Source organism: Glaciecola punicea ACAM 611 (assembly GCF_000252165.1).
Lineage (GTDB): Bacteria > Pseudomonadota > Gammaproteobacteria > Enterobacterales > Alteromonadaceae > Glaciecola > Glaciecola punicea.
Genome location: NZ_BAET01000007.1, coordinates 285,592 through 305,252, shown reverse-complemented (window position 1 = coordinate 305,252; position 19,661 = coordinate 285,592). Strand labels below are relative to the sequence as shown.

General features: G+C 43.1%; 13 protein-coding genes and 3 tRNA genes. 3 read left to right on the top strand and 13 right to left on the bottom strand.

Annotation, left to right across the window (positions count from 1 at the left end; translation table 11 throughout):
- Positions 1-4: 4 nt before the first annotated feature.
- The 7 genes from GPUN_RS03720 to rluC form a co-directional block, all read right to left on the bottom strand.
- Positions 5-1,330 (bottom strand): sodium-dependent transporter, encoded by a 1,326-nt coding sequence (locus tag GPUN_RS03720; protein WP_006003525.1) that lies wholly within the window; start codon positions 1,328-1,330, stop codon positions 5-7.
- 82 nt (positions 1,331-1,412) lie between these two features.
- Positions 1,413-3,551, bottom strand: coding sequence for a carboxy terminal-processing peptidase (gene prc, locus GPUN_RS03715; RefSeq protein ID WP_006003523.1), 2,139 nt, complete (start codon positions 3,549-3,551; stop codon positions 1,413-1,415).
- Between the two features lie 25 nt (positions 3,552-3,576).
- Entirely contained in the window at positions 3,577-4,293 is a 717-nt protein-coding gene (proQ, locus tag GPUN_RS03710) for an RNA chaperone ProQ (RefSeq protein ID WP_006003522.1), read from the bottom strand.
- Between the two features lie 19 nt (positions 4,294-4,312).
- Positions 4,313-4,603 (bottom strand): hypothetical protein, encoded by a 291-nt coding sequence (locus GPUN_RS03705; protein WP_006003520.1) that lies wholly within the window; start codon positions 4,601-4,603, stop codon positions 4,313-4,315.
- 6 nt (positions 4,604-4,609) lie between these two features.
- Positions 4,610-5,071 (bottom strand): free L-methionine (R)-S-oxide reductase MsrC, encoded by a 462-nt coding sequence (locus GPUN_RS03700; RefSeq protein WP_006003518.1) that lies wholly within the window; start codon positions 5,069-5,071, stop codon positions 4,610-4,612.
- 55 nt (positions 5,072-5,126) lie between these two features.
- Positions 5,127-5,789 carry an HAD family hydrolase gene (locus tag GPUN_RS03695; RefSeq protein ID WP_006003516.1) on the bottom strand — a complete coding sequence of 221 codons (663 nt, stop codon included), beginning with the start codon at positions 5,787-5,789 and terminating at the stop codon, positions 5,127-5,129.
- 70 nt (positions 5,790-5,859) lie between these two features.
- Positions 5,860-6,807: a 23S rRNA pseudouridine(955/2504/2580) synthase RluC gene (gene rluC, locus GPUN_RS03690; protein ID WP_006003514.1), complete on the bottom strand. Its 948-nt coding sequence runs from the start codon at positions 6,805-6,807 to the stop codon at positions 5,860-5,862.
- Between the two features lie 811 nt (positions 6,808-7,618).
- Here rluC and rne point away from each other — a divergent pair.
- Positions 7,619-10,765: a ribonuclease E gene (rne, locus tag GPUN_RS03685; protein ID WP_006003509.1), complete on the top strand. Its 3,147-nt coding sequence runs from the start codon at positions 7,619-7,621 to the stop codon at positions 10,763-10,765.
- A 67-nt stretch (positions 10,766-10,832) separates the two neighbouring features.
- Here rne and topA read toward each other — a convergent pair whose 3' ends face one another.
- Positions 10,833-13,610 (bottom strand): type I DNA topoisomerase, encoded by a 2,778-nt coding sequence (gene topA / locus GPUN_RS03680; RefSeq protein WP_006003507.1) that lies wholly within the window; start codon positions 13,608-13,610, stop codon positions 10,833-10,835.
- Between the two features lie 283 nt (positions 13,611-13,893).
- On the opposite strand from topA, the gene astB reads away from it, so the two are divergent.
- Entirely contained in the window at positions 13,894-15,234 is a 1,341-nt protein-coding gene (gene astB / locus GPUN_RS03675) for an N-succinylarginine dihydrolase (RefSeq protein WP_006003505.1), read from the top strand.
- Positions 15,235-15,681: 447 nt separating this feature from the next.
- Positions 15,682-17,016, top strand: coding sequence for a dicarboxylate/amino acid:cation symporter (locus GPUN_RS03670; RefSeq protein WP_051987272.1), 1,335 nt, complete (start codon positions 15,682-15,684; stop codon positions 17,014-17,016).
- 64 nt (positions 17,017-17,080) lie between these two features.
- Here GPUN_RS03670 and GPUN_RS03665 read toward each other — a convergent pair whose 3' ends face one another.
- The 5 genes from GPUN_RS03665 to GPUN_RS03645 all read right to left on the bottom strand — a co-directional run bounded on the left by GPUN_RS03665 (position 17,081) and on the right by GPUN_RS03645 (position 19,445).
- The gene (locus GPUN_RS03665; RefSeq protein WP_006003501.1) at positions 17,081-18,316 is read right to left on the bottom strand and encodes a lipoprotein-releasing ABC transporter permease subunit; all 1,236 of its coding nucleotides are present in this window, start codon (positions 18,314-18,316) and stop codon (positions 17,081-17,083) included.
- Entirely contained in the window at positions 18,313-19,008 is a 696-nt protein-coding gene (lolD, locus tag GPUN_RS03660; protein WP_006003499.1) for a lipoprotein-releasing ABC transporter ATP-binding protein LolD, read from the bottom strand. The genes GPUN_RS03665 and lolD overlap by 4 nt, the downstream gene beginning before the upstream one ends.
- Positions 19,009-19,121: 113 nt before the next feature.
- Positions 19,122-19,198: transfer RNA gene (locus tag GPUN_RS03655), tRNA-Asp, on the bottom strand.
- Between the two features lie 39 nt (positions 19,199-19,237).
- A tRNA-Asp gene (locus tag GPUN_RS03650) sits at positions 19,238-19,314 on the bottom strand.
- Positions 19,315-19,368: 54 nt separating this feature from the next.
- Positions 19,369-19,445 (bottom strand) — tRNA-Asp (locus GPUN_RS03645).
- Positions 19,446-19,661: the final 216 nt, after the last annotated feature.

Here is a 19,661-nt window from a genome sequence, read left to right as displayed (position 1 = left end):
AAGTTTACAATACCGTACGCAAAAACATTAGTGCAATGACAACAGGACACACAAATTTCACATACACAGGCCAAATTTTCCAAAACAGCCCTTTTTCAATGTCTTTGTTACCTTGCTTAAGCTCATCTAAAATTTGATCACGCTGCCATATCCATCCTGCAAAAACACAAAGCACTAAGCCCAGCAAGGGCTGGCTATATTCAGTCGTTAACGTAACAACAAAACCAAACAATAAGTCAAAGTTGAATATAATAATACTGCTTATACCAAACACCATTGTGGTCAGTAAAATAGTCGCCTTCTTGCGCTTCAAACCTTTACTGTCAACCAAATAGGCAACGGGCACCTCTAACATAGAAATTGATGATGTTAGAGCAGCAATTGTCATGAGTAAAAAGAACACGAATGCGACATAAGCACCAGCATATCCCATGGACGTAAACAAAGAAGGCAGCACTTTGAAGATCAAATTGGGCCCTGAAATTAGCTTTCCATCATCGAATATCTCTACCCCATTTGCTAATGCTACATACATCGCGGGAATAATTAGCATGCCCGCCAGTACCGCAATGCCAATATCCACTAAGGCAACAGAGGTGCCTAGTTGAGGAAGGTTCTCGCGCTTTTGAATGTATGAACCGTAAACGAGCATGGTACCCACACCCAACGACATGGAGAAAAAAGCCTGGCCCATAGCATCGGCCATTAGCGCTGGTTCAAGCACTCGTGATACATCGGGCACTAAGAATGCACGCCAACCGTCCGCTGCACCCTCAAGTGTGCTTACATATATTATCAATAGTATTATTAAGATTAGTAAGGTAGGCATCAGCCTTACCGACCAACGTTCAATACCATTGCTAACGCCCCCAATTACCACTACACAGGTCAGCCCTAAAAACAACCCAGTAAAGAACAGGTTGCGTAAAACCGAATCGCTGGTTAACCAAGCAATATTGAGTGTCGACACGTTGGCGAGAGAGTCAATTAAATATGAAATCATCCAGCCAGCTACAATGCTGTAGAACGCTAAAATTAATATAACAGTCGCTGCACCAATGCTACCCGTTACTGTGCCAAAGACATTGCCAGAAATTTTTTGAAGTGCACTAATCATGTTGGTCTGTTTAGCACGGCCGATGATTAATTCAGCCATAAGTACTGGGTAGGCCAATAAAAATGCCATAACGAGATACATTACAACAAAAGCTGCACCTCCGTTTTCGGCTACCTTGGTGGGGAAACCCCATATGTTACCTAAGCCAACCGCAGAGCCAGCGGCCGCTAGCACAAATCCAAGTCTTGAGGAAAAATGGCCCCGTGCACTCATAACCACCTCTTTTTATTTTTATTATTTAGTTTTTCTATGCTAACAAAAAAGGCGCCTTAACGGCGCCTTTTTTTTACGCTTATTACAGCGCATCTTCAACAACTTTGTTTAATGCGTAGCTACCTGATTTTATTATATCAAAGGTGATATTAGCTGCCTCAGATAGAAATGGGTCTATTTTGTCCAAGGCTTCTGGCAGATCGTTCTCGAGTGATTCAACAACCGGCAGTCCCAACCTAATGAGCCTTTCATTAACTCTGGTAAGACGTTTAATTTCAATTTCTTTTCTTTCTGCAATACGCTGGGAGGCGACTAACGAAATAAAGTTTTTGTCTTTATTTTCATTGTACTCGTCAATATCTGAGAATATATATTGAAACTCAGGATCTGCTTTCGTACGTTGCGTATGCTTCAATCTTAGCGCCTTTATGATAGAGGTGTTATCTGCTAATACTTCATAAGAAGCTTTTTCAATACTATCCCATGGCAGCGCAGTATCTTCACTGCTCTCACCCCAGTTTGCGGGATCAATTGGAGACGGATATAGAATGTCAGGTTTAACGCCAAGGTGCTGTGTACTACCACCGTTTATTCTATAAAACTTACCGGTTGTAAACTGCACCGCGCCAATAGGCTTATCGAATACGTCAAAAGCTCGCTCTAATGAACGATGCTGCTGCACAGTGCCTTTACCAAACGTTTGCTCACCAATAATAACACCGCGGCCAAAATCTTGCATTGCCGCCGCGAAGATTTCACTCGCAGATGCACTAAAACGATCAACCATAACGGTTAGCGGGCCATCGTAGTAACTAATGCCATCTCTGTTCTTTTCAATATCTACTCTGCCGCTTTCGTACCTAATTTGTACGACTGGACCCTCATCGATAAATAAACCGCTCAGCGCTATCGCTTCGGGTAAACTGCCACCGCCATTGCCACGCAAGTCGATTATGATTCCCTGCACTTGTTCTTTCTTAAGATCACTGATTAGCTTAATCACGTCGGCATGCAGCCTGTGATAAAACGAAGGAATTTCAATTACGCCTAACTTTTTCCCAGCATTAGGTCCATCAGGCGCTATCAGCACTTCAGCTTTTGCCTGCCTGTCCTCTAATTTGACTTTGTCTCGAGTGATTACAATTTCTTCAATGTTTTTGGTATCAGTACCGCCCTTTTGGACCTGAAGCCTTACAATAGAACCTTTTGGACCCTTTATTAAGTCAACCACTTCATCTAAACGCCATCCTACCACGTCGATAAAAGTCTTTTCATCTTCTTGCGCAACACCCATTATTTTATCTTGTGGTTTAATTTGTCCCGTCTTATCCGCTGGCCCACCTGCGACCAAACTCATAATAACCGTATGATCGTCTTCACTTCTCAGCACGGCGCCAATGCCTTCTAGCTCCAAGTTCATATTCATTTGGAAGCGCTCTGTATTTCGCGGCGATAAATAGCTCGTATGTGCCTCTATACTGCGGGCGAAGGCATTCATTAAGGTTTGAAACACATCTTCACTGTTTGTTTGAGTTAAGCGCCTAATAGCGCGTTTATAGCGTTTATCCAAAATATCTTTGGTTTCGTCCCATGTCTTATCGGCAAGCTTTAAATTTAATGCGTCATACTTAACGCGCTGCCGCCACAGCTCATTTAACTCGGTTTGGGAACTTGCCCATGCAGCGTCTTCTCTGTCGTAGAAAAACTTGTCGTCTTTTTGCTCAAAATTAAACTCCTCATTAAGTAAGGTAAGCGCGTATTCGAAACGCTCCTGACGGCGTTCCAAATTAGATTGATAAATGTCATAGGCTAACGATAAATCTCCTAACTTTATTGCCTCATCAAATTTATCCGCGTATTTCTCAAACATACTAATATCGCTGGCGATAAAAAAATGTTTACTGTTGTCAAGCAAATCTAAATAGCGGGCGAATATCTGGGCTGACAACGCATCATCGATTTCTACCTTCTTGTAATGTGCACGCACAAATAAATCAGATATGCGTCGAACCGACTTAGCATGCTGTTTTTCTTGCGATAGAATAGGCAGTACTAAAACCTCTTCAGGTTCAGTGTTTAAAGATTCAGATGGCGATATTTCAACTGTAGATGTCTGTGCGTAAACTGCAGTTGAAATGGTAACGATACCAAACAGCGCAAAGGAGACTGCCTTCTTTGCGAATGACAATAGACCAAGTGTATCGACCTGTTTTATTTGCATAAGTGAGAAACCTCGAGAATAGTAATTAGTTATTAGCAGCCTTTTGTGAACTGAACAATTGTGCTTGCTGAACTTTGACCGTCATACCTGATTTAAGTTGCACAGAAATACCGTCCTTTGCAATGTCGGTAATTGTTACTGGCATTGGGTCCTTACCTAATTTCACCAAAGCTTGATTGCCTATATGCAACTCAGTTATTGCTAGCGACACCTGAGGTTTATCTGCTAAAACAGATGTAGCTGCAGGTTTGCTTGTTTTACTTGAATGCTTTGTAGAACCCGATTTCGTTTTGCCAGTAGCAGTCTTAGTCTGCGGCGTACTGATATCAGAAGGGTCAATCCCTTTGCTTTTTACATAACCTTTATGCTTAGCCGGGTTTTTAGGAGCTTTGGGGTTGTTTTCGCGGTATTTGGCCGCTTTTTCTTTGCTTTCTTTAAGCTGCTCGGCAGCGTGCTGGGCATGCTGCTCTTCTACCGCTTCACCGTCTTCACCGGTTAGACTAATGCGAGCCACGCCCGCTTTCACGGCCAATAAATAACGCCAACTACTGGTGTAGTGGCGTAAACTTACCCTAAGTAAACGTTTGCTAACGACTTCTAATCCTTCTAGCTCGCTGGCTAAATCTTGGAATATGCCTATCTTTAGTGGCTTTACCGAACCATCCGCAAAGAAGCATTTTGGATACTTATTACATAAAAACGTAATTGTTTCTTTTTGATTTGTTAACTTTTCTTGTTCCATTAAATATAGTTACTTCTATTCATTCTTCGCCATTATAAGCGTCATTATCCCAAGTATTCATTAGATGATCCACCCAATCGACCAAATCGTCAACCTCAATATCAGATAAATGCTTGTCTGGGTGCCAATGCTCCCATACAAAACTAAGCATATTCTCTAATTCTTGACTGGGTATATCGTCACTGCTCATATCGTATACTAAATGTAAAACCTCATTTAGCCTATCACTGGCGGCTTGCGGCTCATCATGAATATCGTCCATATCCTCAGCCGTTGATAATATAGTATGAATATCTACAAAATGTTTCATGTTTACCTAATTCAAAGTATTGGTTAAAATATCAACAACTTTTGATAAATATTCAGCGTCAATATTATCAAAACGAGCAAAACTGGGACTATCAACGTCTAAAACACCGATAAGTTGACCGTTTTTAATGATGGGCACCACCACCTCCGAGTTTGAGGCAGCGTCACAGGCAATATGGCCTGCAAAATCGTGCACGTTTTCAATCACCTGAACGCTTTTCGTTGTCGCTGCTCTTCCGCAAATACCTTTATCTAATGGTATACGGATACATGCAGGATTACCTTGAAAAGGCCCAAGCACCAGCTGTTCGTCTTTGTAAATATAAAAACCAGCCCAATTTACACCTGACATACCATTAAACAAAATAGCACTTATATTGGCCATGTTAGCGATACTGTCTGTTTCGCCTGCAGTTATCGCAGACACCTGACTAACTAACTCCTTATACTGACTTACTTTACTGTTCATGCTTCTTTTTTTACCTTCATTCTATGAAACTGTGTGTTTTTTACCGCTTACAAAATTAACTACGCTGCGGAAAAATGCAGTGTAATTCATGCAAAGCGTCGACAACGTGAGCGGGGCCATGTTGTAATATTGCAAGTTTATCGTGCACGCCATAAGATACACCTATTCTGGGCATGGATATAGCCTCAGCCATTTGCATATCATAAGTAGTATCACCAATCATGACCGCTTGATGAGGTTCAATTTGCCACTGCTTGAGTAGCTGAATCAGCATATCGGGCGATGGTTTCGAGTCTGCTTCATCGGCGCATCTAGCGTCACTAAAATATACAGCCGAATTCGTTTGTTCAAAAGCACGCTGTAACCCTCTTCTTGCTTTGCCTGTGGCAACCCCTAAAGTATATCGACTAGACAATGCAGATAACAACTCATGAGCACCGTCAAATAGAGGACAAGGTGTCTGATCTTGTTCAAGATAAGCTTGTTTATAATAGGTGCAAACTTCTTGCGCCTTATTAACACCAATGTCAAACAGTTGCTGCACCGCAGGCAGTAAGCTAATGCCTATAATATGTTCCACCTGCTTACTATTGGGAATGGGTAAACTCGCTAGTGCTGCAGCTTTTTGCATACAACTCACTATTTTGCCTGCTGAGTTCATGATAGTGCCATCCCAATCGAATATGATATGGCTAACATTGCTTACATCTTGTGACATTTGGTTTTAAGTATCCTTATGTGCCGCCTGCTCAAACGCATAACACCCTACTAAAATTTGGGAAGTGGCCTTATTTGCTTAATTCAAGCGCTTTGATTAAGTGCGCCAAATGCTTGTCATAAGGGGCTTCAAATTTAACCAACTTTTCACTCGCTGGATGAATAAACTCGATGCTTTTTGCATGCAAGAATAGGCGTTTACAGCCTAGGTTTTTGATGTATTTAGTAAACGCTTCGTCGCCATATTTACTGTCGTTTGCAATAGCGTGACCAGCGAACTGGCAATGCACTCGTATTTGATGGGTTCTGCCGGTGATCGGCTTAGCTTCAAGCAAACTGGCATGCGGGTAGTATCCAATAACACTGAATCGTGTTTCACTATGTTTACCGTTTTCATCTGCAAATACCATTCTTTCGCCGCTTTGAATCTGATTCTTTTGTAAGCCAGCGCTTACTTTACTACGCTTTTCGGGCCAGTGACCAGCCACTAGTGCATGATAGGTTTTGTCCATTTTTTTATCGCGCAGTTGTTCATGCAAATGCCGCAGCGCCGAACGTTTTTTAGCCAGTACTATGCAGCCGGAGGTGTCACGATCAAGCCGGTGAACTAATTCTAGATAGGGACTATTGGGCCTAAGCGCACGCAAAGCCTCTATAAGGCCGTAGCTTAGGCCGCTGCCGCCATGAACCGCCATACCAGATGGTTTGTTGATGACTAACAAACGATCATCTTCGTAAATAATAGCGTCCTTTATATACGCAAGACTGTTGACATTAAGCTGCTGAGTTGGCATATCGTCTATTTTCACTGGCGGTATTCGCAAGTAATCATTAATTTGCAGTTTATAATCGGGCTTAGCGCGCTTTTTGTTTACGCGCACCTCCCCTTTTCGTAAAATTCGGTAAATTTTACTTTTAGGGACCCCTTTCATCTTACTAACAAGGTAGTTATCAATTCGTTGAAGGTGGTTGTCTTCTTCAATAGTCACAAATTGTACTTTGTCGAAGGCATCAGACATGAATAATCCTATTTACCATTTAATATCCGTTACTATTGTGATGATATCTCGCTGCGCTTTATGAAGCCGTGACATAATTAAGTGGCTAATTGTCTAGGTCATATAATTTTGGTGTGATAGTATCATGGCTTGTGTAAAAACGCTCTACCAAAAGTCGCATATTTATTAATGACATACGCACTTTTTAAGAGTCACTCATAACAGATAAGATTAACGAAAGTGATGTATATCGCCGTTAAATAAGGGAAGTTATTCTCTTTCTTCATTTTAAAAATATGAGCCATTACCGAAAATAACAACGGTTAATGTTTCGAGAATGCACAAACGATAAATTTACTGTGTTTTCCCACTAATGTGCAGCGAGATAATGCACAAACAGGGTAGAACACGCATTGAAACAATGCAGATTGAACAGCAGACAACAGGCAACATCGAATGAAAAAGCATTTGGTGATAACACATGATATTAGCACGCCTTAGAACATGCAGTAGTTTTTTACTACTTTTTGTGAGTTGTAGGAAAAGAAAGAGTCACACTTAACAAGCATAAAGTAGTGAGGTAACGCTAAATTTTAATTACAACTAGCGTATCCACTCATTACTTTATTGTTAATAATAATATGACTTAGGCCCTTGAATTGTGTGCCCTATATTAGCACTCATAACAGCGTGCTACGAAGCAAACCAACGCTTCGTTTATCTTCGTCTTACATATCAGGCACTTTTGAAATAGCACAGGCGAAAGCCTCTGCGCTAACCTTTGTTTGCTCATAGATCTGCATAGACACAGAGCTATTAAAATATGAAAAGAATGTTAATTAACGCAACGCAACAAGAAGAGTTGCGCGTAGCCTTAGTAGATGGCCAAAAACTCTACGACCTTGACATCGAAAGCCCCGGACACGAACAAAAAAAAGCAAATATCTACAAAGGAACAATCACCCGCGTTGAGCCAAGCTTAGAAGCTGCCTTTGTCGATTATGGCGCAGATCGCCACGGATTCCTCCCCTTAAAAGAAATTGCTAAAACTTACTTTCCTAAAGACTATCGCTACGATGGTCGCCCAAATATTAAACAAGTTATTCGTGAAGGCACCGAAGTTATTGTCCAGATAGACAAAGAAGAACGAGGACAAAAAGGCGCCGCACTCACCACATTTGTGTCATTAGCCGGTAGTTACTTAGTACTTATGCCTAACAACCCTCGCGCTGGCGGTATTTCTCGTCGTATAGAAGGCGACGAGCGTACCGAGCTGAAATCTGCGCTGAGTGAATTAGACGTACCAAAAGGAATGGGGTTGATTGTTAGAACTGCGGGCGTAGGTAAATCACCAGAAGAATTGAAATGGGATCTAAACGTATTAATCCATCACTGGGAAGCAGTATCTGAAGCCGCCACAAGTAAGCCAGCACCATTTTTAATACATCAGGAAAGCAACGTTATTGTACGCGCTATTCGCGATTATTTGCGTCGTGATGTAGGCGAAATCCTTATTGACGATAAAGAAGTTTTTGACAAGGCTTTGAAACATATTCAACTGGTGCGTCCCGACTTCGCTAGTAAAGTAAAGCAATACACGGGTGAAGTTCCTTTATTCTCGCATTACCAAATTGAAACCCAAATTGAATCGGCTTTTCAGCGCGAAGTTCGCTTACCATCAGGCGGCTCTATAGTTATAGATCCCACTGAAGCACTAACGTCGATTGACATTAACAGTGCCCGAGCAACCAAAGGCGGTGATATTGAAGAGACCGCTTACAATACCAATTTAGAAGCAGCAGACGAAATTGCCCGCCAACTGCGTTTACGTGATCTCGGCGGCCTTGTTGTCATTGATTTTATAGATATGTCGCCGGTTAAACATCAGCGCGACGTTGAGAATCGCATGAAAGACGCTGTCACGAATGACCGCGCGCGGATCCAATTAGGTAAGATTTCACGCTTCGGTTTACTTGAGATGTCACGCCAACGGTTGCGCCCCTCGTTAGGCGAATCTGCCCACAGCGTTTGTCCTCGCTGTGACGGTTACGGCAACATTAGAGGTATTGAGTCTATAGGTTTGTCTGTTTTACGAATAATGGAAGAAGAATGTATAAAAGATAACACCGGCCAAATAGAGGCGCAACTACCCGTTACTGTTGCCACCTATTTGCTCAATGAAAAGCGCGCTTCTATCCAACTACTAGAGTCGCGCCATGGTGTCAATCTTATTGTTATCCCAAATCCTAATTTAGAGACGCCAAAATTCCAAATATTACGTCGTCGCGCTGCTGACGTTATTGCAGAACTAAGCTATAACGTAGACCTATTAGAAGAAAAAGAAACCGCAGCTGATACACCAGCTGCGAAGACTTCAACGCGGGAAGAACCTCTTTTACAAGGCATGTCAGGACCAGCACAAGCGCCTATCGCCCAGCATGGTTCTAGCCCAGCGGCAAGACTCGACAATACCGCACTAGATGTGCCCAGTTTATTCACCAAGCTAAGTGCTTGGGTCAGTAATATATTCAGTCCACCTGAGACTAAAACCAAAGAAACTGAAAAGCCTACGGCCAGTAGAGAGAACCAAGCTAAACGCAGAACACCTCGCAACGACACTCGTAACGATAACCGTGGCGAAAAGTCAGAGCGTACTCGGAGTCGAAATAACAAGCGAGTAAAACCAAGTGAAAGAAATGCTGAGAAGCCTACAGATAAAGTAAAGGCTGATACGCAAGAAACATCAGCGCCTTCAAAACCAGCGCCCAACAAACGGGCAGACAGCCGTCCAGCGCGAAAGCAAGAAACTAAGGCCGTTGACATTGAAAATGTACTCGACAATGGTAACGACGAAAATCAGGTTAAACCGCCTAAGCAAGCTCGTAAAATTCCACAGGAACGCCGCAACCGTCGTCCGGAGCGAAATAGTGTAAGGGTGAGTGATGAAGTTACTCAAGATACGAAGCAGGCAGTCGCAGTTGAGACTACTGAACCGGCTACGGTAAACACTGCAGGGCGGGACAAAATAGTCACTAAAACGTCAGTGAATGCTCATGTTAATGTCGACGCGTCAGCAAGTGAAGCATCAACAGCTTCGGTGGAGGCTAACTCTGAAGACTTGAAAGCTGTAAGTGAGCGCGTAAAATTCGATAGTGAAAACGTAAAAATTGGAAGCGAGAATGTAAACGCTGAAAGCGAAAGCGTAATCGCTGAAAGTATAGCAGCTGCAGACAGTGACGAAAAAGCAGAATCAAAATCCGACGCTAACGAAAAGCTCAGCGCAGGATCGGATGAGGAACCTGATGGGAAAACGCGTACAAGACGACGTTCGCCGCGCCACGTTCGTGCTGCTGGTCAAAAACGTAAACAGTCTAATACTGAAGAATCTCAGCAGGTAGAGCTTATATTTGACGCTGAAGTTAGCAAAAACAAGGCCAAGCAAATAACTCAGGAAGCATCTGTACTAGTCAACAATGATAAGCCTGCAGATGTTAACGTTGCAGTAGCCAACGCAACTGAAACAAAAAATGCTAAGCAAAGCGCTGATATAGAAAATAGTTTAGCTAACGAAACGCCAGAAACGGTCACCCAAACCGAAGTATACAGTGCACCAAAATCTGACTCGGGTGTTGCAGAAAGCGAAGTAAAGGCGGACGTTACACAAGCATCTGCGCTTGGATCGGTTGCTACACAGAAGGTGCAAGCTAAACAAGAAGAAAAGGAACCAACAGCGGTAGACAAAAAACCTGCATCCAAGAAAGGAGTTGCTGATGAGACAACAACTCAGCCTTCAACCGGTCTTAAGTTTACTTCGCACCCAAGTACAAACCCAGCATCGGTCGATATGGGTGAGATGACCTTGGCCTCAAAGGCAATGGCAGATGAAAATAGACGCGAATATGTGGCTTCAAGTAAAACCTCTGCGCTGTCTAAGGCAAAGACAAGCGTCAGCGCTCCTATGACTGCGCCCGGGAAATAATTGGCGGTGGTAGTGAGATAAAGAAAGGGACCTCAGGTCCCTTTTTTAATGTCTACATTGTAGTTTCTTACTTGGTGGCGTTAAGCGCTTCTTTCTTAGGCGGAGTTTTCTTAGCTGCCTCTTTCTTAAGGGACTCTTTCTTAAGGGACTTGGTAGCGACCTTTTTAGTAGTCTTCTTGACTGGCTTTTTAGCTACTGCAGACTGCTTGCGTGTATCATCAACCACCCAGTTTTTGTCTGTATACCATGCCGCCCAGCCAGTCGCCTTCTTAGCTTTATCTTCAGACATTACATATTGCTGTTTAGTTTTACGACTATAACGAACAAGCGCGAAGTTGCCATCAGGATCTTTAAGCGGTGCATCGGCTAAGTAATAAAATTTAGGCGATATTCTGTCTTTGAACCTAGCTAGTTCGGCCACTAGTGGAGCACGTGTTTCACGCGAACGTGGGAAAGTAGAGGCTGCTAAGAATATACCAGAAGCGCCGTCACGCAACACAAAATGCGCATCAGAGCTTTCACATTCAAGCTCGGTTATAAACACGGGGTCTTCTTTAGGCGGCGCTGCTTCGCCATTCCTCAACAACTTACGTGTGTTTTTGCACTCTTCACTGGTGCAGCCAAAGTATTTACCAAAGCGACCGGTTTTTAGCTCCATATCACTTTTACATTTATCGCATTCGATAATAGGGCCATCATAGCCCTTTATTTTAAAGACACCTTTTTCAATTTCATAGCCCATGCAGGTTGGCACGTTGCCGCATACATGTAGTTTGCGATTTTCGTCCACAAGGTAGCTGTCCATCGCAGTTTCGCATATAGGGCAACGTTTTTTAGCGCGTAAGGCCTCAGTTTCTAACTCTTCTTCGTCATCAACTTTTATAACCTCATCGCCAGGGGTTAAGTTCAAGGTTTGCGTACATTTCTCTTTTGGCGGTAATGCGTAGCCCGAACAGCCTAAAAATACCCCAGTGCTGGCCGTTCTTAAATTCATATGGCGAGCGCATTTAGGACACTCAATATCGACTGGAACGGCTTGATTAGGCAGCATTCCTCCGTCGTCTTGACTTCTCTCGGCTAAGCTTAGCTTTTCAGAGAAATCGGCATAAAAGTTATCTAGTACCTTTTTCCAAGGTAGTTGACCGTGAGCAATATCGTCTAGGCTTTGCTCCATGTTAGCGGTGAAGTCATAGCTGATGAGATCAGCAAAGTTATCAACTAAACGGTCACTGACTATTTCACCCATTTTCTCGGCGTAGAAACGTTTAGTATCTAACCTAACGTAGCCTCTATCTTGAATAGTCGAAATAATACTGGCGTAAGTAGACGGGCGCCCTATTCCTCTTTTTTCTAACTCTCTAACCAACGATGCTTCGTTAAAACGGGCCACCGGTTTAGTAAAGTGTTGTTTAGGGTCTACCGCACTGCAGGTGAGCGTGTCTCCCGCTTTTAAATCAGGCAGGTCTGCCTCTGCATCACCTTTTTTCTTGATCTGACTCATGACACTTGTCCAGCCGTCAAACAGCAGCACACGACCTTTGGCCGTGAGTTCAAAGTCAGCCGCTTTTACTTTCAAGGTGGTCGCATCATATTTCGCATTAGTCATTTGACATGCTAAGAACTGACGCCAAATCAGCTCATAGAGCCGCTGTGCGTCTCTTTCCATTTCGTTAAGACTGTTTGCGGTTACAACAACGTTCGAAGGCCTGATGGCTTCGTGAGCCTCTTGGGCGCCATCCTTACTGCCGTATTTAATTGCATCTTCGGGAATATACTGAGGCCCAAATTTTTTGCTTATGTATTCTCTACAGGTGTTGACCGCTTCACCGCTTAAATTAGTGGAGTCGGTTCGCATATAGGTAATGTGCCCAGCTTCGTATAGGCGCTGCGCCATGGTCATCGTTTTTTTCACGCCAAACCCTAAACGCGTGCTGGCAGCCTGCTGCAAGGTCGATGTGATAAATGGTGCAGAAGGTTTGCTCTGCGTCGGTTTTGATTCTCTACTCACTACTTCAAAATCAGCTTTTTCAAGCGTTACCACCGCGCTCGTTGCTTGATCTTTGTTTAAAGGTTTAAACGCTTTGTCATTTTGCTTGGCCACAAGCATACGTAAATTGGGCGCATCTTTGGCTAATTTAGCGCTGGCTAAATCGGCATGAATGTCCCAAAACTCTTCCGGCACAAATATCTTTATTTCTCGTTCCCTTTCTACCACTAAACGCACGGCAACTGACTGCACACGACCGGCTGACAAACCTCGCGCCACTTTTTTCCAAAGCAGTGGCGATAACATAAAACCTACGACCCTGTCTAAGAAGCGGCGAGCCTGCTGAGCGTTAACTCTATTTATGTCAACGGTGCTCGGTTTAGAGAATGCGTCTTGAATAGCACTTTGGGTAATTTCGTTAAAGACCACACGTTTAAACTCTTTTCCTTTGCCATCAAGAAGCTCTTGCAGATGCCACGCAATAGCTTCACCTTCCCTATCCAAATCCGTTGCAAGGTAAATTGTGTCAGCTTGTTTAGCCAGCTTTTTAAGCTCGCTAACGACTTTCTCTTTACCTTGTAATATTTGGTAATGCGCGCTCCAGTTTTGCTTAGGATCTACGCCCATTCTGTCTACTAACTTACGGTATTCATATGTTCTTAAATAATCGGCTTTTGCGTCTTCGTCCCATTCTTTAAGTTCTTTTGCGGGTTTTTTAGGTTCAACTAGGCCGAGGGATTTAGTTGGTAAATCTCTTATGTGACCCACGCTTGATTTAACAATAAAATCTTTGCCTAGATATTTATTTATTGTTTTCGCCTTCGCGGGTGATTCTACTATAACGAGTGACTTGCCCATTTATAATTAAAAGCCTTATAAAATTAGATGATTGCTACGCCAGTCAAGCTGACTAACGGCATTGATAATGTGCGATTTCTTTTTAAGATATATCTGCAAAGTGAATAGAAAACAAGCCGAACCGTATAAATATCTAAAATTAATTCACAAAGCTGTTGTTTTCACAGTGCTTTTCTTAAAAATTTATTGGCAAGCATTTTTAAGTACGTATACTTCAGCGTCTAATCGCGCGCATGATAACATTAAAGTACTTATCATCAACATGGCAAGAATAAGGTTATTTATGAAAACACTTGAAGCGAATTTTGATGGCTTAGTTGGACCCACCCACAATTATGCAGGACTATCGTTTGGCAACGTTGCCTCAAAATCTAACGCAAAAGCTATCAGCAATCCAAAACAAGCAGCGCTTCAAGGTTTACAAAAAATGAAAGCCCTTGCAGATTTAGGAATGTGCCAAGGCGTATTGGCACCACAAGAACGCCCTGATGTTTACACGCTTCGTCGTCTTGGCTTTACCGGCAACGACGCTGAGGTATTAACAAAGGCTGCACAGCATGCACCAGCTATATTCTTAGCGTGCTGTTCAGCCTCTAGTATGTGGACAGCAAACGCTGCCACGGTCTCGCCTAGCGCCGACTGCAGCAACAAAAAAGTTAATTTTACCCCGGCTAACCTAACCAACAAGTTCCATCGCTCAATAGAACCGGCCGTAACCGGCGGTATTCTGCGTGCGATCTTTACCGATGATGCGCATTTCACGCATCATCAACACTTACCAGTCAATGATCATTTTGGGGATGAAGGTGCCGCAAATCACACCCGCTTTTGCAGTGACTATGGCGATAAGGGCGTGGAGTTTTTTGTATATGGAAAACATGCTTTTGATGACTCTCAAGTCGCTCCCAAGTGCTTCCCAGCCAGACAAACTCTTGAGGCCAGTAAAGCCGTTGCTCGCCTTCATGGCTTAGATAAAAAGCACACCGTATACGCACAACAAAATCCAGATATTATTGACCAAGGTGTTTTTCATAACGACGTTATTGCGGTAGGCAATAAAAATGTCTTGTTTTACCATGAGCAGGCCTTTTTAAACACCGCACAGGTCAAACGCCACATTAGCGTTGCATACGGTAATGGCGACTTTCATTTTATAGAAGTCCCCACCGAACAGGTCAGCGTTGAAAGTGCCGTTAAAAGCTATTTATTTAACACCCAGCTTATTAATTTACCCAGCGGTGACATGGTAATTATCGCGCCTATGGAATGTCAAAATAATTCCGCTATAAATGATTACTTAACCCGCGTGATAGCGGCCAACAACCCTATCAGCAAGGTGCACTTTTTTGACGTAAAACAAAGTATGCAAAACGGGGGCGGACCTGCTTGCCTTAGGCTTCGCGTGGTCTTAACAGACGCACAACGCCAAGCCGTAAACCAGCATGCGCTGATGAACGACAGCTTGTATACCAAGCTTACACAATGGGTAAATAAACACTACCGTGATGTATTAAGTGCAAACGATTTAGCCGATCCACAGCTATTAATAGAATCGAGAACCGCGCTTGATGACTTAACGCAAATTATGCAACTAGGCAGTGTGTACCCTTTTCAGCAAATATAAGGTTTACGTCTGAACGCAAAGAGTCCGCTATGTAAGATTATTACACGGCGGGCCGCTTCGGTTCCACAGCGGGTTGATGACCTTACTGATATTTGGTGTCAATAGCAGCAAACCCTATGGAAACTGCCGCTAAGCTCTCAACGCTTGCGGTAATAGTGCCACTGCCAGTAATGTGCCTACCGACATTTGTATCGTGACAATGCCGTGGGAGTTTGTGAGGCCAGTGGCGATGTCGTTGTTAAAAACAGCTAAATCGGATTAACTAAGCAAAGCGATGTAAAGAATGTAAAAATTAACCTAGCGATTTTCATTAATGATACCCATTTTAAATTTTTGGCTTAAGCAATTCACCGTACTGGTGTAGAGTATATAAAAGGTTTCCGATTTTGAGTTATACTTATCAATCTTAGGTATTAAGACTAATAACCAATAAAAATAGGTCTATGCATGTCAAACGCAGTGAACAACAGCACGAGTGCCCAAAAACTACTTCACCTTGTAAAAACAAATCTCACCCTTCGTATATTTATCGGCATGATTTTAGGAATCGTTATAGGTTACTGCATACAATTGTCGTATGACGACAGCGGTGACCTAATATTAACCGCCTTAGGCATCAGCTTTTCTTTCAAAGGTTTTTTTGTAGAGGGTATATTTGAGTTAGGCGGCACCATTTTCATAAACTCACTTAGAATGCTGGTGGTGCCGCTAGTTTTCGTTAGTTTAGTGTGTGGAGTAAGTGGCTTATCTGATCCTTCTAAAATGGGCAGACTAGGCGGCAAATCAGTGCTGCTTTATATACTGACTACCGGTATTGCAATAACAATTGCGCTAATTGCGGCTCTCATCATTAAGCCTGGCGTTGGTTTTCAAAGACCAGAGGAAATTAGCTACGTCGTTAATGAAGCCCCAGGTTTGGTCGAGGTTGTTATCAATATGTTTACCTCTAACCCCATCGCCTCTTTAGCCGAAGGCAACATGTTGCAGATTATTATTTTTTCAATTGTGTTTGGCATCGCTATTACTAAAGCAGGTGACAGCGGCAAAAAAATCCAAAATGCATTTGAGGCAGCCAATGAAGTGATCATGCAAATTGTGAATATTGTGATGAACCTAGCGCCCTACGGGGTGTTTTTCTTAATGGCAAGGTTAGGTGCCACTATCGACTTAGGTGACTTAACGTATATTGGAAAGTACTTCTTCTTAGTGCTGGCAGTGCTTGTTTTGCACGCCGTCGTTACCTTCCCTATATTGCTGGCGACACTCGCCAGATTAAATCCTTTTATTTTGTTTTATAAAATGAGAGAACTAGCGGTTTTCGCGTTTAGCTCCTCTAGTAGCGCCGCTACCTTGCCCATCACCATGGCAACTGCACGCAGCAAGCTTGGCGTGAAAAAGTCGGTAGCCTCTTTTACCATACCACTTGGCGCCACCATAAACATGGACGGCACCGCTATTATGCAAGGTGTTGCCACTGTGTTTATCGCCCAAGCCTATGGCATAGATTTAACTACATCACAGCTACTTATGGTGGTGTTAACGGCAACGCTTGCCTCTATCGGTACGGCCGGTGTACCCGGTGTAGGACTCATTATGCTGGCCATGGTTTTGCAACAGGTTGGACTGCCAGTAGAAGGCATTGCCCTTATTATTGGCATAGACAGACTTCTTGATATGACCCGAACGGTGGTGAACGTGACAGGCGATTGTACAGTGGCCTGTATAGTGGCAAAGTCTGAGAACGAACTAGATGAATCAGTTTATAACGACAGGTCTTTATAAACCTTTAGTGTGACGAAAACGGCGCTTGTTCCAAGAACAAAGCGCCATTTTATCTGCGTAAGGATTAATGTAAATTAGCTGTAGGCTCAACATTTGCAGCCTGTTTGGCCGGATACAAAGTAGCAATGGTGGAAATGACGATGACAAGCGACACAGTTATGACAACGTCAAGCCAGTCTAACTTTGAAGGAATGCTGCCAGTAAAGTAAATATCGCCTGAAAAAACTTGGGTGCCTAAAACAACTTCTATAAGCGTAATTATTTCAGGTAAATAAAGCGCCAGCAACACACCCACCACCGTGCCTACTAGCGCACCTTTAAGGCCATGATATAGGCCTTTTAAGATAAAAATAGAGCCTATGTCAGTATTCGTGGCGCCAATAGTTTTCAAAATAGCGATTTCTTTGCTTTTTTCCTTTACTGACATTACCAATGCCGAGACTATGTTAAAGCAGGCAACGGCGATGACCAAGGCCAAGACAATATACACGACGGTCCTAATAAGCTGAATATCTTGATATAAATGGCCGTTGGTGCGTGTCCAGTCAGACATAAAAGCGGCTTGTGAAAAATTAAAGCCGTATTTTCGAACCAGTTCATGCGCGTCAAACGGATCTTTTAGTTTAATTTCTATATGGGTAACCTTGTCACTAAACCCCAACAAGGTAGCCAAATATTGATTGTTCACCACGCCTAACTGATTGTTTAGCTCCCCGCCTGCCGATAATTCACCGACCACCTCAAGCCACGCCGATTTCGGCGCGGCAAAGCTTAAGTTTTGAGTACTTGAAGGCAGCAGTAGCTGGATTTGGTCGCCTACGGAAATCCCTTGGTCTTGTATAATGGTTTTACCCAGTAAAAGGCCGTTTTCTACTTGGCTTAGCTGATCAAATAAAGCTTCATCGTTATTCATTCTGATAAGTTTCTGCATAAAATACTCACGATCTATGCCTATTACAGACACCGCTTTCATTTTTTTACCCGTCTGCAACAGTCCACTGGCTTTGTTTAACAAAAAGACAGCGTCAACTTTAGGATCGTTTTCAAGCAAATCAATAAATTCTTTTTCGGGGTATAAGCCACGATCGTTAATGGAGAATATTTCCGCATGAGGCACAATGCTTAATAGAGTATTGCGCAGTTCATATTCAAAGCCATTCATGACTGAGAGTAATAAAATAAGCACCGCGCAACCTAAGCCAATTCCGGCGGTAGATGAGGCAGACACAAAGCTAATGTAGGAATCTTGCTTGTTGGGCTGGCGCAATCGTTTGGCAATTTCAAACACAAAACTATTCATTTACCGACATCACCTTCATTCATAAAATTACCGTTCACTAAGGTTAGCGTACGATCCATTTTATTGGCTAAGCCATGATCGTGGGTCACAATAATAAAGCAGGTATTGTCTGCTTTATTAATATCATTAATGAGCTTTAAAATGTCATCACTTGCGTCGTTGTCTAAATTACCAGTAGGCTCGTCGGCCATTATTATGCTGGGTTTGTTAATCATTGCGCGAGCAATTGCCACGCGTTGCCTTTCACCGCCTGACATTTGATGCGGCTTATGATTTAGCCTATGCGACAAACCTACCCTTTCTAGCAGCTCATGCGCACCTGCGTAGGCCTCTTTTTTTGCTACACCGGCAATTAACTTTGGCATCGCCACGTTTTCAGTGGCGTTAAACTCAGGCAGCAAATGGTGGAATTGATATACAAAGCCTAGCTGCGTATTGCGAAAAGACGCCTGCTGCTTTTTGGACAGCGACAAAAGGCTTTCGCCCTTAAATAAAACATCACCAGAACATGGAGAATCGAGGGTGCCCAGAATATGGAGGAGTGTGCTTTTACCAGATCCGGAGGCGCCTAAAATAGCCAGTGTTTCGCCAGCATGCACGTTTATATTAACGCCGTGAAGAATATCGACGCTACGCTGTGCATCAATGAAGTTTTTGACAATATTTTTGCCAACTAATAAAGGAGAACTCATAAGCCAATCGCACTAAATTTATTTGGCAATAGTGTACCTGTTATAAATAACAAGCCCAAGGTAATAATATGATAGATGTATTTGAGAGATAAGATTTGCAATAAAACTAAAAATGGCGGAGTGGACGGGACTCGAACCCGCGACCCCCGGCGTGACAGGCCGGTATTCTAACCAACTGAACTACCACTCCACGTGGTTTTTAGCAGTGTTATAATCATTGATACATGGTTGGCGGAGTGGACGGGACTCGAACCCGCGACCCCCGGCGTGACAGGCCGGTATTCTAACCAACTGAACTACCACTCCACATTGGTAAGCTACACTACAGCCCCATGTAAAATGTATCAATTATATGAAAATTGGCGGAGTGGACGGGACTCGAACCCGCGACCCCCGGCGTGACAGGCCGGTATTCTAACCAACTGAACTACCACTCCGCAATTACTTCACATTAACACTTTATTGCAACAATTCCGTGCTTGGTGCGTTTATTACGTATTAAACCTTAATAAACGCTATCGCCTACCTCATTGCGGCGCAGATAATACGGTGACAGCATTAAGGAGTCAACTGGTTTTTGTAAACAATTAGTCTGTTGCGTGATTTTCGTGCAGCATTGATAAATTTCGTACAGTATTAGCAAATTTCGTATA